Consider the following 14,260-nt stretch of genomic DNA (forward strand, 5'->3'; position numbering starts at 1 on the left):
TATCAAGAAAGTCAACCCGGTTTATTAAAAATTTTTATAATTCCCATAATAATGGCATTGAGGTTGTGATTGCCCTAGCTCCCTTACTAAATGCGTATTCAATATCTTGTTTTGTCCTTATTAACCCTCCTGCAATAATTGGTATCCCCGTTTTTTCATATACCTCTTCTAAGATAAACGGCACAATACCAGGTAGGATTTCAATATAATCTGGCTTTAACGTATTTATCATTTTAATACTATTTTCTAGAGCATGACTGTCTAATGCAAACACTCTTTGAATAGAAGTTACATTATTTCTTTTAGCATAACTAATCGCGCTCCCTCTAGTGGATATAATCCCATCTACCTTCATATCTCTAATGAGAAAATCTAATCCATATTCATCCGCTTTTAATCCTTGAATTAAGTCGACATGTACGAGTACCTGCTTATCCATTTGTTTTGCATGCTTTACTGCATGTAGAAGTAGTGAAAGGCGAGTTTCTAAAAAAACAATATGCTTCTTTTCACTCTTCAAGATTTTATCAAACCCCTTCATACCTCTTATCGCCGGGATAATGCCCTCCAATTGGATCAATTAATCACCTCACTTTTGTCTTATTCATTCATATGAAGAAAAATTAAAAAAAAGACGAGCGTAAGTCATTTTTCAAAGGGGGAAAATAGAAAATGCTCAGTGATCAATTTGATTGAAAAAAATCTATTTTATGTATTTAAAATGAGGGGTTTTCCAGTTGTAAACGAAATATTTTCCTCTTGTGATTTTATTGATACAATATAGGAAGAAATTTATATATATTTTTATAAAAAATCCACACTAATTAATGGACAAGTATTTAGAAGTGGAGTAGCCTAGTAGTGATGCCTAAAGAAAAGGAGAATTGAAAATGTCAGATACTAACAATCAAACAAACGCTGAGCTTAATGTACAAAAACCTGTTCCTAGCCAGCAACAACTTGATGTGCTTGATCAGTTATTAAAGCCTGAAGTTCAGGAATCATTAACTGTATTAGTTGAACAATTGCCAAAACTAACAGAACTCGTTACTATCTTAACGAAGTCCTATGATTTTGCAAAATCTGTTTCTACAGATGAAGTACTAAAGAATGATACAGTTGGAGCAATTTCTGAGATTGTAGAACCAATCAAAACAAGTGTAAAAAGCATTGCTCAAACAGCTATCGAAGCAAAAGATCTTGCTGAAGAGAACAATGGTGAAGTAATCGGATTATTTGGTCTACTTAGAATGCTAAAAGACCCACAAGCACAAAAACTATTCCGTTTCCTAAGTGCATTTCTTCAAGTGTCTGAACAACGTAGTAAACAACGATAATTTCTTTATAGGATGGAGGATAAACTATGTCAAAACATATCGTCATTTTAGGTGCTGGGTATGGTGGCCTTCTATCAGCCTTAAATATTCGTAAATATTTAGATAAGTCAGAAGCTACTGTTACAGTTATTAATCAGTACCCAACACACCAAATCATCACTGAGCTTCATCGCTTAGCTGCAGGAAATATTTCTGAACAAGCGATTGCAATGCCATTAGAAAAACTATTCAAAGGTAAAGATATTGATCTTAAAATTTCAAAGGTCACTTCTTTCTCAGTAGACAAAAAAGAAATACATCTTGCAGATAGCACTGCACTTAAATATGATGTACTTGTTGTCGGCCTAGGTAGTGTTACTTCTTATTTCGGAATTCCAGGATTAGAAGAAAACAGTATGGTATTAAAATCAACCAATGATGCGAACAAAATTTTCCGTCATATTGAAGGACGTATTCAAGAATACGCAAAAACAAAAAATGAAGCTGACGCTACAATCCTTATTGGTGGCGGTGGCTTAACTGGAGTAGAATTAGTCGGTGAAATTGTTGACACTATTCCAGGTGTAGCTAAAAAATATGGAATTGATCCAAAAGAACTTAAAATTATGCTTGTAGAAGCTGGTCCTAAAATTTTACCAGTTTTACCAGACCACTTAATCGAGCGTGCTACAACAAGCTTAGAAAAACGTGGCGTTAAATTCTTAACTGGTCTTCCTGTAACAAATGTTGAAGGCAATACGGTTGATTTAAAAGATGGTCAAAAGATTGTTACTAATACATTTGTTTGGACTGGTGGGGTACAAGGAAATCCACTAGTTGGTGAATCAGGTCTTGAAGTGAATCGTGGCCGTGCAACAGTCAATGAATATCTTCAATCTGTTTCTCATCCTGATGTATTTGTTGTAGGTGACAGTGCTGTATTAATGGCTCCAAATGGGCGTCCATATGCTCCAACTGCACAAAATGCTTGGCAAATGGGTGAACTTGTTGGATACAATGTCTTTGCTTTAATAGCAGATAAGAAATTAGAAGAATTCTCTCCAGTAGATTCTGGAACACTTGCAAGTCTTGGTCGAAAAGATGCAGTTGCTATTATCGGTGGAAATCAAACACCATTAAAAGGTCTTCCAGCATCTTTAATGAAGGAAGCAAGTAATATTCGTTACTTATCTCATATCAAAGGGTTATTCAGCCTAGCTTATTAAACCTTTCATCATAAACTAAAAAGCAAAGGCAGCTAAAAGCCTACAATGCCTTTGCTTTTCTATTCCTTTTGAGTCTCTAACTTTTCAAAATAGGATAATTCATATATAATATTAGTGTCGTTAAATGAAAAATAATTTATTATGGCTCCGTAGCTCAGCGGATAGAGCGTTGGTTTCCTAAACCATGCGTCGGAGGTTCGAGTCCTCTCGGGGCCGTTAATAAAAACTCAAGAAAGACAAGGGTTTCAGTAATTTTGAAACCTTTGTTTTTTTTTGTCTCTGAACCAATGATAAGAATTGTAACATCTAATGTAGTACAATCGTTTGCAGAATAAGAACAAAAATAATATGCAAACTAACTTTCAAGGTTCATTTGTACCTATATGTTTCTAACTTTGAGAAATATCCTACCTATTAAATACAGAATTATTTGTAGTTAACTCACTTTTGAATTTCTTGAAAGGAAGATTTTATGATATATATTTATAACGACTACGGTGGAACCCATACCACTTCACTGGCTGCAGCTATTCATTTGCAAATTCTTAAACCACCATTCACATCTCTATCAAAAGAGGAAATTTTATCAGTTCCTTATTTTAACAAACTAAGCAATAAAGATTTCGGTACGTTTATATTCCATGGAAAAGATGCGGAAGGAAACTCTGTTTATACATTAGGTAGAAAATCGCAAAATCTTGTCATTCCTTCACTTTTAAATTTCGGAATTCTTCTATTGAAACATTTCAAAGTGGAGGAACGGATTATTTTTTCTAATACGTCACCTACTGTCCCTTTTTCTATGTCCTTAGGAGGATTTCTCGCGAAAGGACTAAAATTAAATCCTATCGGGGTTCCATTATTAGTAATGGGAGCCCAAAAATGTGTGGATCAAATTCATGAATTAGTGGAAAATACCAAACGAACCGCTCTTACTCCGACTCATGAGAAAATTATCGTCTTAGAAAATAAACAATATAAAATTTAGAGTAATAAAAGTAAGTATATCGATTTATACATACTTGCTAGATAAAAGGAAACTAAAAAAATAGATGTGTATTATTGTCATATCAAGTTCTTTGTGTTCTTCCCACCAATAAAATCATGTTCATTAATGGGGTATCTTGTTGATTTTAAAGCATCTAGATACCCTTTTTTAACTACAAATTATCCTGTGCATTTCTTTTGTGCCCCTCCCTTGCACACCCTGTTTCGTATCCTCTAATTTTAATCATTAACAGCTAATCTACCATACGATTTAACTTCACAATATTCCATCAAATTTGAAACTTACTATTCATTCGTTCGTAAATATAGATAAAGGGGAAATTCATTATGCATAAAAAAAAGTATATTACCTTAATCATACCCGCACTATTTCTGTCCATACTAGGCATACTTTATCTTCCAGAAAGATATAAAAATTACTCTTTCCTAATATTAGTGTTAGCCTGGACAATTTATTACATATGGATATATTTTGAAAAAAGAAAAATCCGAAGTAAAACCGAATAATCCGTTCAAAATGGATTAAATTTTCCAACAATGGTGGTGATAATATTTATGGAAATACAATTTATCTCAGGTTTATTTCCTATCATTTTTTGGATATTCTTAGTATTTTTATGTATCTACATTGTCAGATCCATTCGCCGCTCATCAGACATAAAAGCTAAGCAATTAGAAAGAATTGAGAAAAAAGTAGACCAACTTTTAAATGAACAAAATAATACAAAATAATTTACATCAAAAATGGTTGCAGGATTTTCTCTCCTTTTGTCGAATTTTATACGTAAAAAAAGTGGGAGGGTTATTATGGATGTATTCACAGGAGAACAAGTTAAATTAACTACACTTCATGAAAGCGATTTAGAGACGATCCTGCCATGGTTTGACGATACAGAATTTTCCCATTTATTTGATGCAATGCCTGCCACTCCCCGTTCAAAATCACAATTAACAAAATGGTTTGATGAGTTTTCTGATTCTAACACCCAATACCTATTTGCTATAAGAAATATACATACTAATGCACTGATTGGATACATCGAACTCGACGGAATTCTATGGAATAATCGAGTATGCTGGATTGCTATTGCAATTGGCGGAAAAGATCATCGTGGGAAGGGATATGGTTATGAAAGCATGAAGCTTGCATTAGATTTCGCCTTTTACGAGCTAAATCTAGACCGTGTACAGCTCACTGTATTTGATTACAATGTACCTGCTCTTTCCTTATATAAGAAGCTAGGATTCCAACAGGAAGGAATCTATCGAGAGTTTCTACAGCGCCACGGAAAGACGTATGATATGCTATTATTCGGTCTCTTGAAAAAGGAATGGAAGACTAGAACTTAAATTAATGAAAATTTAGCGAAAAAATCATGAAATTTCATCCAATGACCTGCATACCTTTTATTAAAAGGGGATGAGGATTATGTTGGATTATGTGATTACATTCGGTGTTCTTATCACAATAATAGGTTTCTCTGGATGGACATTTATTTACGGAATTTTACAAGCATTAGATCTTGAAGATGCCAATAGAGTCGATCCATTACCAAAGGAACCCGACAATAGGGTTGTCTAATAAGCTTTTTAGACAACCTATTTTTTTCGGTTTGTATTTTCTTGAGATTTAATACACTTATGGTAAAATTTTATCATGACTATCGTAAAAAACAGGAGTTTCATACTATGGTGAATTCACGGTACAATCACGCTCTTAGCTTTCTTTCAAAATTTAATGGTCGAACAATGAATCGAAAAAATGGATTCCACCACCAAATTATGAGAGATTTACTCGAACTATTTTCCATTCATCTAACTGAATTTCAGTTTATTCAAATCACTGGCTCCTGCGGGAAAGGTAGCACTGCACAATTTATTTCAGCTATCCTTACACAGCATTCCTATCCGCATGGACTTTTTACTGGACCTCATCTCACCCATTATGAAGAACGATTTTCACATAATGGAAAAAGGATTGACCGTGAGGATTTTATTACCTTAGTAGAAGTAGTTGAAAATAAGCTTAGCAATTATGAATTTGAGCAATATGTTGCTCATATGCATGTTATGATAGTGATCGCACTGCTTTATTTTAAGCAACAAGGACTTCAACTAATTGTATTTGAAAATGGAGTAGGAGGAAAAACAGATCCATCCAATGTGATTGATCCACTTATTGCCGTTTTTACGGAGATTACGATGGATCATTCTCATTTATTAGGAGCAACAATTGAGGATATTATTATCGATAAATCCTGTATTATTAAAGAATCCACCCAATATGCTATTTGTGGAATGAATAATGTTCAAGCAAGGAACTATTTATTAAAGCTTGAAGCACTGGATGAAACAAAATTCCATTTTATCAATCGTGAGTATGGATTTATAATGAAGCAATCTGATGAAAATGGAAGTATATTCTATTATAAAGGAAATTATTTTTTAATAGAAAAACAACAATTACAAATGCTTGGTACCCATCAGATTCAAAATGCTAGTAATGCACTAGCGGTTAGTGAAGCATTAATAGAGATGGGCTATTCATTTGATAAAGAAAAAATTATGCAAGCCTTAAGACATGTCCAATCTTCATGTAGAATGGAGCTCCTAGAAATAGAAGGACAACAATTCTTGTTTGATGGTGCCCATAATTCACTAGAGTTAAGAACCTTGAAAGAAAACATCGATTCATTAAACATGCCGATTTCGATTGTTATTATGTCTATCTCCTCCAATAAAGAGATTAGTACAATGCTTCGTTCCATTGAAATTCCTATTGCAATCTATGTGTTTACGCCACATCCATTTTTGGAGAGAAATAGCAGCAGCGAAGATATTCATCACACGCTTCGCTCAATTGGAAAAACAAATTATATTTTTCTTAACAACATAGCTGATGTGTTTGATTATGTATTTCACCAAACACAACGCACCGGAATCGTATTAGTTACTGGTTCTCTATATCTAGTTGGGTATGTAAAAGATTATTTCATCGAACATACCACTTGATTCCTTCCATTCATTTTTGCTTTATATAGCTGTTCATCGGCTATCTTTACTGCATACTCTAGTTTTGAATTGGCTGGAAATGACGCCACTCCAATTGAAATAGTAACTTGACCTATAAGCTCCCCAGTTTTTCTATAGAACTGGGAGGTTTCAACATCTTTTCTAACCTCTTCAAATGTTTGGAGAGCTTCTTTTAGCGTATCTGTCTGTTTAAAAAAAATGAACTCTTCCCCACCGTAACGGGCTACTACAGCCCTTTGCTGTCTATGTTTCAATAAAATTTTTGCAAAATCTCTTAAAACTAAATCTCCAGTTTGATGACCATATGTGTCATTGATCTTTTTAAAATGATCAATATCAATCATAGCAATATATCCACCCTCACTGTTTAAAGGCTTAATTGCTTTTATTTCCTCATAAAACCTTTTCATATTAAACAATTTTGTTAATGAATCATGTTCTGCATTAAACTTAAATTGATTAAGTAAATGAAGATGATGATAAGATAGTTTAGTGAAAGCAAATAATATTAATACACTTAATTGAAATGTCACATAACGCATCATATAAAAGTTTATATTTAAATCGACAAAAAATAGAAATGGAAGATCACAAGCTGCCCAAATGATAGTAGAAAAAAATAGCACCTTCATTACTCCAAATTTTTTCCAATGAAAAAAGCGACGGATAATCAAACTCAATATTGCTGGTATGATAATTGAAAAAATAATACCTGGAAATGCCCCCGCCCCACCTAATATAAATCTCCATACACTTGCTATAATAACAACTGGAATCACAAAATTCACTCCATGCATAACAGATATAAAGGAAATGGGAATGGCCCTTAAATCAAATCGAAATTTCTCTTCTATCAATATAGGAAAATAAAATAAACTAATAACTGTAAATGCGACAATAAAAACATGTAATACTGCATTCCTTTTCCCTTGCTTTTTATTTGCAAAATACAAAGGCTGGAGACATAGATGCATAAATAATATAATTGCTATATTTGATAACATTGTTTTCAGCACTTCTGTAAACCTTCTTCCAAATTAAACAATAACACTAATATAGCAATTATCATTGATAAAAGATAGCACTTAAATCGAACATGAACGATGCCCTAACTCGGAGGAAATTTTTTTAGAAATAATCCTTGTCTTGTCTTTAATATTCTCTAAATTCCTACCCTCAAAGCGATAATAAGGGCCACTTACCGCAAGAGAAGCGATTACTTCACCGTAATAATTATATATAGGAAATGAAATTCCGATTGTTCCCTCATCCTGTTCTCCATAACTAACAGAGAAACCATTTCTTTGGATTTCTTCTATTTCCATCATTAACCGATCTTTACTCAAAAGATCTTTTTTTAAATCTTGCAAAGTCGTCTTCTCTATTATTGCTTTTCTCTTTTCATCTGATAAATAGGCTAATAGTAATTTGGGGCCGGAACCAAGATAAAGAGGCGATCTCTTTCCAATTCTTGTATATAACCGTAATGCATGGGTACTTTCCACTTTTTCAATATAAACAGCCTCATCCTGATGGACAATGACCAAGTGGACAACCTCATTTATCTCATTGGCCAATTCTTTCATAAAAGGGAGAGAAATCTTCCTTAATTCCAATTGATCTGAAACCAATTGTCCTAACTCCATTAGCTTTAATCCAAGTCTGTAACGCTTATCATAGTCAGAATCCCTTGTTTTCGTTAGAAAACCACAATATTCTAATGATGACAATAAACGATAGACCGTTGGCTTTGGTAATTGAACAAGTTCAGTTATTTCCTTTAAGCTCAATTCAGGTCTTTCCTCTGAGAAAAAGTCCAGAAGGCTTAATGCCTTAATAATACTTTGATTCACTTTGTTCTACTCCTTTTCAAGCTATAAAATACTCCCCCTATTTATTAGAGGGAGAGAAACAGGATTATACATTAACATTAGAACGAGATTGCGAACTTTTATCCACTATATTAACATCGCGCTTTGCCATTTCTTCAATATAAGTCCTTCCAGGAACAATTTTTTCTGGTGGGTAAACACCTTTTTGAGAAATAAGTCCACTACCAATCATTTGGGCTACAACAGATATCGTATTTGCAGTTGCCCGAGCCATGGCGGTTACTTGATTCACACGATCTTTATAGGTGATCAATTCATATTCTAGCTTTTTCTTTGCACCATTTTTATTTCCTTCAACAATCACTCTAAGAAGTACAGCATCATCTTTCTCACCTAGCTCAACTATCGGATCTAATGCTTTTAATAAGACATCCCGGGGCTTGATTTTTTGACCGTTTACTTCTACTTCATAATCACTTCTTGTTAGATTTAGATCAACTAGTAATTTAAACTTTTCTGCATGCCCCTGATACCGTATCGTTTTATATTCAAGTGTCTCTACATCTGGATAGGACAGGGATAATGTCGATGTTCCACCTGCTGTATGAAATGCTTCTAGTGGACCAAATCTTTCAAAATGAATTGTTTCAATCTCAGATAAAGAAGGAACCTCTTGTTTGATTCCGTTTCTTATAACTAAAGATGGATCAGTATAGTGATCGAATACCCCTTCCATAGAAAATACATGATTATACTCAAGTGGTGGTTCAGGTACGACAGGAATACCACCTACATAAATTTTAATCGATTTAACCTCATCCAGCTGACTAGCACCATAACCTGTAAGAATATTAATCATTCCAGGTGCTACACCTAAATCAGGAATCAACGTCACATTTGCATTTTTTGCATCCTCATGCATTGCCAAAACATGATCTGTCGCGTGCCCAATATGCCCTCCTAAATCTACACAGTTTACCCCCACATCAATCGCTGCTCTAGCCACTTTTTCATTGAAAGTATAAAAAAGGGCATTAATAACGACATCATAATCACGGATAAAATTTGCCAGTTGATCTTGGTTAGTTGCATCTAAGTAGGCAGATGATAGTTTCGTAGATTGTAGCTGCTGGCATACAGCCTCAGCTCTTTTCACATCCACATCCGCTAATGTAACTTTCTCCACACCTGCACTATTCACCAAATCTCTAGTTGCTTCCTTTCCCATAAGTCCAGCACCTAAAACAGCGATTTTCATGAAAATTCCTCCCTTGATTGTTTCAAATTTGTTGATCAAAAAGATTCAATTACTCCACATCTATTTGGGCACGTTGAAGCTTCCCACTATAATCCACATATACACTCTTCCATTCTGTAAATACATCTAGTGCTTGCACTCCTGAATCACGATGGCCATTTCCTGTACCTTTCGTTCCGCCAAATGGTAAATGTATCTCAGCACCAGTCGTTCCTGCATTAACATATACAATTCCAGTGTCTAAATCTCTTTGTGCAGCGAACACTCGATTCACATCTCTAGTAAAAATAGAACTTGATAATCCATATGTAACGCTATTGTTCACTTCAATTGCTTCCTCAAAGCTTTTGACTGGAATGATTGACACTACAGGTCCGAAAATTTCTTCCTGTGCAATTCTCATATCTGGTGTCACATCCGTAAATAAGGTTGGCTCATAATAATAGCCATTTCCAAGTCTATCCTCCTTGACTATTGAACCACCTGCTAAAAGCTTTGCCCCTTCATCCTTTCCGATTCCAACATATTCATGGATCTTCTGAAGTGCACTTCCATTAATGACTGGACCTATCTTCACACTTTCATCTAAACCATTTCCAAGTGTTAGTTTTCCCATTGCTACTAACAGCTGCTCTTCAAGTTTCTCTTTTACATTCTCATGAACAATAACGCGACTACATGCTGTACATCTTTGACCACTTGTTCCAAATGCGCTCCATAAAATTCCTTCTACAGCTAAAGTTAAATCTGCATCATCCATTACAATAACGGCATTTTTTCCACCCATTTCTAGGGATACTCGCTTTAACATTCTTCCACATGTTTCTGCAATCGTGCGCCCTACCTCATTGGATCCTGTAAAAGAAATGACATCAATATCTGGATGCTCAACCATCGCATTCCCCACTTGGGAACCTGAGCCACAAACAAGATTTATCACTCCTTTTGGCAGGCCTGCTTCCTCAAATATCTTTACTAGTTCTCTAGCCATTAGCGGTGTTTCCGTTGCGGGCTTCCAAATGACTGCATTTCCTCCGACAATTGCAGGAAATGACTTCCATGTTGCAATAGCAATTGGGAAATTCCAAGGAGTAATAATACCAACAATCCCAACAGGAACGCGAATGCTCATCGCAAATTTATCTTTTAATTCAGATGGAGTTGTATTTCCGAATAACCTTCTTCCTTCCCCCGCCATATAAAAGGCCATATCTATTCCTTCTTGAACTTCTCCCCGTGCTTCTTCAATGACCTTTCCCATTTCTTGCGTCAATATTCGTGATAATTCTTCCTTTTTGTCCTTCATAATTAGGCCAACACGATATAAAATCTCAGCTCTCTGCGGAGCTGGTACTAATGCCCACTTTTTTTGCGCCTTTTTTGCTGCTTCTACTGCAAGATCAACCTCTTCTTTTGATGAAAGTAAAATTTCCCCAATGGATTTTCCTGTAGCCGGATTAACAATTGATGTATATTTTTCTTCAGTTGGAACGGTCCACTCCCCATTGATATAATTAACTACTCTTTCTCCACTAATGACTGTATTTAACATATTCCTATCTCCTTTTTCCTTATAAATTTTCACGTATATCTTTTATCGTTTTTGTCGTAGAGATTTGTCCCCTGTCCATATCAATTTCGATTACAGTAGGCTTAGATGAAGACATCGCTTCTTGTAAGGCTTTTTTAAATTCCTCTTTTGTCCTAGCTTTTACACCATTTGCATTCAAAGAATGGGCTAATCCACTAAAATCTATATCCCCTAGATCAGTTCCACTAACTTTAGTTGGATAGTGAATTTCTTGATGCATACGAATGGTTCCATACATGCGATTATTAAATACGAGACTAATGACCGGTATATTGTAACGTGAGGCTGTTTCTAATTCCTGGACAGTCATCATCATCCCGCCATCCCCAGATAAAGAGACGACTGTACGATCTGGATGTGCTAGCTTAACACCAATGGCTGCTGGTAAACCGTACCCCATTGCTCCTGAAGTTGGACCAATATAGGTCCCCTCCCTATGAAACTGATAATACGAATGTAGCCATCCTGCAAAATTACCCGCATCATTCGTAATAATAGCGTTCTCCGGAAGATTTTCCTGTAATAATTGTATGACATCAAAATTAGTTAGTTTTTCACTTTTGCCATTATTCCTTATTAAAGTTGTTTCAATATAAATCTGGTGGCATTTATCCACCCATTTTTGCCATGTAGGTTGCACCTGGATGCCTTGTAAAGCAAATAATGCATTTTTTGCATCTGCTACGATCCCTACTTCTGGAGGATAAACATTCCCAAGCATATCTGCACTGATATCAATATGAATTAATGTTTGTTCTGAGGAGAGTAATGTATAATCTTGAGTTGTGACTTCGGATAGACGTGTACCTATAGCAAGAATTACATCCGCTTCATTTACGGTTTGAAGTATTCCTTTAGCAGTTCCTAAACCTAAATGGCCGACATATAGAGGATGATTATTAGGAAAAACATCATGTCTCCTAAAAGCGGCTACAACTGGTAAATAATATTTTTCCGCGAAGTCGATGAGCTCTTGCTCACCTTTCGAATGAATAATGCCACCCCCGGCAATAATAAGTGGTTTCCGTGCATTATTTAAGATATGTTCAATTTGAGCTAACTCAGTCTTAGCTGGAACAGGTTTTGGCACATTTACCTTTGAACCAAAAGCCATTTCACAATTTTCCTTTAATATATCTTCAGGTAAAGAAACGACAACTGGTCCTGGTCTTCCCGTTTGAGCTATTCGAAATGCTCGCTGTACCAATTCAGGGATTCTTTCAGCATCATTAATTTCGACAGTCCACTTGGCAATATGACCAAAAAACTGATCCAAGTCTACCTCTTGAAATCCTTCACGACCACGAAATTTACTGTGAACCTGACCTAAGAATACTACCATAGGAGTCGAATCCTGATATGCTGTATGAACACCAATTGCTAAATTTGCCCCACCTACCCCACGGGTTGCCATCACCACTCCGGGTTTTCTCGTTGCTTTTGCAAACCCCTCCGCCATAAATGAGGCTCCACCTTCATGCCTCGTAGAAATTAAATCTATGGTTGGTTCGTCGTATATTGCATCTAATATTGGCAAATAGCTTTCTCCTGGTACACAAAACACCTTTGTTATTTCTTCGATTTTCATACATTCGATGATTGCTTGTGCAGCTCCCATTACTTTCTTTTTAATGGTTTGGGGCATGTTCTGTCACCTCAAGGTTCAAGGATTTTATTCTTTTGACTGCTTCATCAAGACGCTCAGTTGGAACGGATAAGGAGATACGAAAATAACCTTCACCAGATGGCCCAAATGAATTTCCCGGTGTAATAATGACACCCGCTTTCTCCAATACCATCTCAGCAAATTGACTGGAAGAAAAACCACTCGGTACTGGAGCCCAAATAAAGAATGATCCTCTCGGCTTTTCCACATGAATTCCAATACTTTTTAATGCTTCAAGCATTTTTTCCAACCGCTCATTATAAATCGAATTATTTTGTTCGACCGCATGATAATCACTTGTTAATGCTTCAGCTGCTGCTTTTTGAATCGGTAAAAATTGACTGGTGTCTATATTACTCTTTACATTTGATAACGCACGAATAATTTCCGAATTTCCCACCGCGTACCCAATGCGCCAGCCAGTCATATTAAAACTTTTGGACAGAGAGCCAAATTCTATTGCTATTTCTTTTGCACCTTCAACTTGTAATATACTTGGGGCTTTAAATTGATCAAACGTAACTAAACCATAAGCAGAATCATGAATGACACCGATTTGGTGTTTTTTTGCGAAGGCAACTGCTTCTTCAAACACATCTAATTCAACAGTTGCAGCTGTAGGATTTCCTGGGTAGTTCAAAAACATAAGCTTTGCCTTTTCATAAACAGATGGAGGCAATTGTGAAAAGATAGGGCGGTAATGGTCTTGCGCATCAAGTGGTAAATCTATACACTGCCCTCCGGCAAGATACGTGGCCGTTCGATAAACAGGATATCCAGGATCAGGAATAAGTGCTGCATCTCCCGGATCGATCATTGCTGGAATAACATGAGCTATTCCTTCCTTCGAACCAACGAGAGTAAGAATTTCGGTAGTAGGATCCAGATCCACCTCATAATGTTGTTTATAGAAGGAAGCTACTGCCTCTCGGAATTCTTGGCAACCTGCGTATCCAGAGTATTTAAAATTACTTGGATCTTGTAACTCCTTTATTAATCGGTCTACAATAAAATTTGGTGTTGGTAGATCAGGTGCACCGATTCCTAAATCAATAACGTCCACCCCTTCTTCCTGCAATCGTTTCTTTTTTTCATCAATGACCGAGAACAAATAAGGTGGTAACCCTTGAACCCTTTTGGAGACAAACGAAGACATTTCATTCCCCTCTTTCCATATACAATTCACTACATTTCATTATATGAAATACAGTTTCATATATTACAAGGTTCATTATATGATAGCGTTTACATTTTATCAATATTTATTTTGAATTTTCTAAATTGTGGTCCTTTTATACTAGTACCCTCATATTGCTCCTCAAAAAAGAAA

At 35.7% G+C, this 14,260-nt stretch carries 13 protein-coding genes and 1 tRNA gene; 7 read left to right on the forward strand and 7 right to left on the reverse strand.

The features are described from left to right. Positions 1-34: 34 nt before the first annotated feature. Positions 35-580: a glycerol-3-phosphate responsive antiterminator gene (locus tag MHI39_RS22490; RefSeq protein WP_342540268.1), complete on the reverse strand. Its 546-nt coding sequence runs from the start codon at positions 578-580 to the stop codon at positions 35-37. A 310-nt stretch (positions 581-890) separates the two neighbouring features. Here MHI39_RS22490 and MHI39_RS22495 point away from each other — a divergent pair, with 310 nt between their 5' ends. From MHI39_RS22495 to MHI39_RS22525, 7 genes are all read left to right on the forward strand, one after another. After that, the gene (locus MHI39_RS22495; RefSeq protein WP_058003039.1) at positions 891-1,337 is read left to right on the forward strand and encodes a DUF1641 domain-containing protein; all 447 of its coding nucleotides are present in this window, start codon (positions 891-893) and stop codon (positions 1,335-1,337) included. 26 nt (positions 1,338-1,363) lie between these two features. After that, positions 1,364-2,542 carry an NAD(P)/FAD-dependent oxidoreductase gene (locus MHI39_RS22500; protein WP_058003040.1) on the forward strand — a complete coding sequence of 393 codons (1,179 nt, stop codon included), beginning with the start codon at positions 1,364-1,366 and terminating at the stop codon, positions 2,540-2,542. Between the two features lie 143 nt (positions 2,543-2,685). Beyond that, positions 2,686-2,758 (forward strand) — tRNA-Arg (locus MHI39_RS22505). Positions 2,759-3,014: 256 nt separating this feature from the next. Continuing rightward, on the forward strand, positions 3,015-3,530 hold the full coding sequence (locus MHI39_RS22510; protein WP_342540269.1) for a DUF3189 family protein: 516 nt from the start codon (positions 3,015-3,017) through the stop codon (positions 3,528-3,530). Between the two features lie 827 nt (positions 3,531-4,357). Further along, positions 4,358-4,900 (forward strand): GNAT family protein, encoded by a 543-nt coding sequence (locus MHI39_RS22515; RefSeq protein ID WP_259548006.1) that lies wholly within the window; start codon positions 4,358-4,360, stop codon positions 4,898-4,900. Positions 4,901-4,979: 79 nt separating this feature from the next. After that, a complete protein-coding gene (locus MHI39_RS22520) occupies positions 4,980-5,132 on the forward strand; it encodes a hypothetical protein (protein ID WP_251338994.1) in 153 nt (50 codons plus the stop codon). Positions 5,133-5,239: 107 nt separating this feature from the next. Beyond that, entirely contained in the window at positions 5,240-6,562 is a 1,323-nt protein-coding gene (locus tag MHI39_RS22525; protein WP_259548007.1) for a Mur ligase family protein, read from the forward strand. Here MHI39_RS22525 and MHI39_RS22530 read toward each other — a convergent pair. The 6 genes from MHI39_RS22530 to MHI39_RS22555 all read right to left on the reverse strand — a co-directional run bounded on the left by MHI39_RS22530 (position 6,538) and on the right by MHI39_RS22555 (position 14,086). After that, positions 6,538-7,599, reverse strand: a complete 1,062-nt coding sequence (locus MHI39_RS22530) for a GGDEF domain-containing protein (protein WP_259548008.1) — start codon at positions 7,597-7,599, stop codon at positions 6,538-6,540. The two genes, MHI39_RS22525 and MHI39_RS22530, sit on opposite strands and share 25 nt — an antisense overlap. Before the next feature lie 69 nt (positions 7,600-7,668). Next, on the reverse strand, positions 7,669-8,436 hold the full coding sequence (locus tag MHI39_RS22535) for an IclR family transcriptional regulator (RefSeq protein ID WP_259548011.1): 768 nt from the start codon (positions 8,434-8,436) through the stop codon (positions 7,669-7,671). A gap of 64 nt (positions 8,437-8,500) precedes the next feature. After that, a complete protein-coding gene (locus tag MHI39_RS22540) occupies positions 8,501-9,673 on the reverse strand; it encodes a saccharopine dehydrogenase C-terminal domain-containing protein (RefSeq protein ID WP_259548013.1) in 1,173 nt (390 codons plus the stop codon). A 49-nt stretch (positions 9,674-9,722) separates the two neighbouring features. Then, positions 9,723-11,225 carry an aldehyde dehydrogenase family protein gene (locus MHI39_RS22545; protein ID WP_259548017.1) on the reverse strand — a complete coding sequence of 501 codons (1,503 nt, stop codon included), beginning with the start codon at positions 11,223-11,225 and terminating at the stop codon, positions 9,723-9,725. A 19-nt stretch (positions 11,226-11,244) separates the two neighbouring features. Then, complete coding sequence (locus MHI39_RS22550) at positions 11,245-12,909, reverse strand: thiamine pyrophosphate-binding protein (RefSeq protein ID WP_342540270.1); 1,665 nt, start codon at positions 12,907-12,909, stop codon at positions 11,245-11,247. Continuing rightward, positions 12,893-14,086 (reverse strand): LL-diaminopimelate aminotransferase, encoded by a 1,194-nt coding sequence (locus MHI39_RS22555; protein ID WP_259548024.1) that lies wholly within the window; start codon positions 14,084-14,086, stop codon positions 12,893-12,895. Before MHI39_RS22555 ends, MHI39_RS22550 begins: the two co-directional genes overlap by 17 nt. Between the last annotated feature and the right edge of the window lie 174 nt (positions 14,087-14,260).

It is taken from the genome of Heyndrickxia sp. FSL K6-6286 (assembly GCF_038630395.1).
In the GTDB taxonomy this organism is placed as follows: domain Bacteria; phylum Bacillota; class Bacilli; order Bacillales; family Bacillaceae_C; genus Heyndrickxia; species Heyndrickxia oleronia.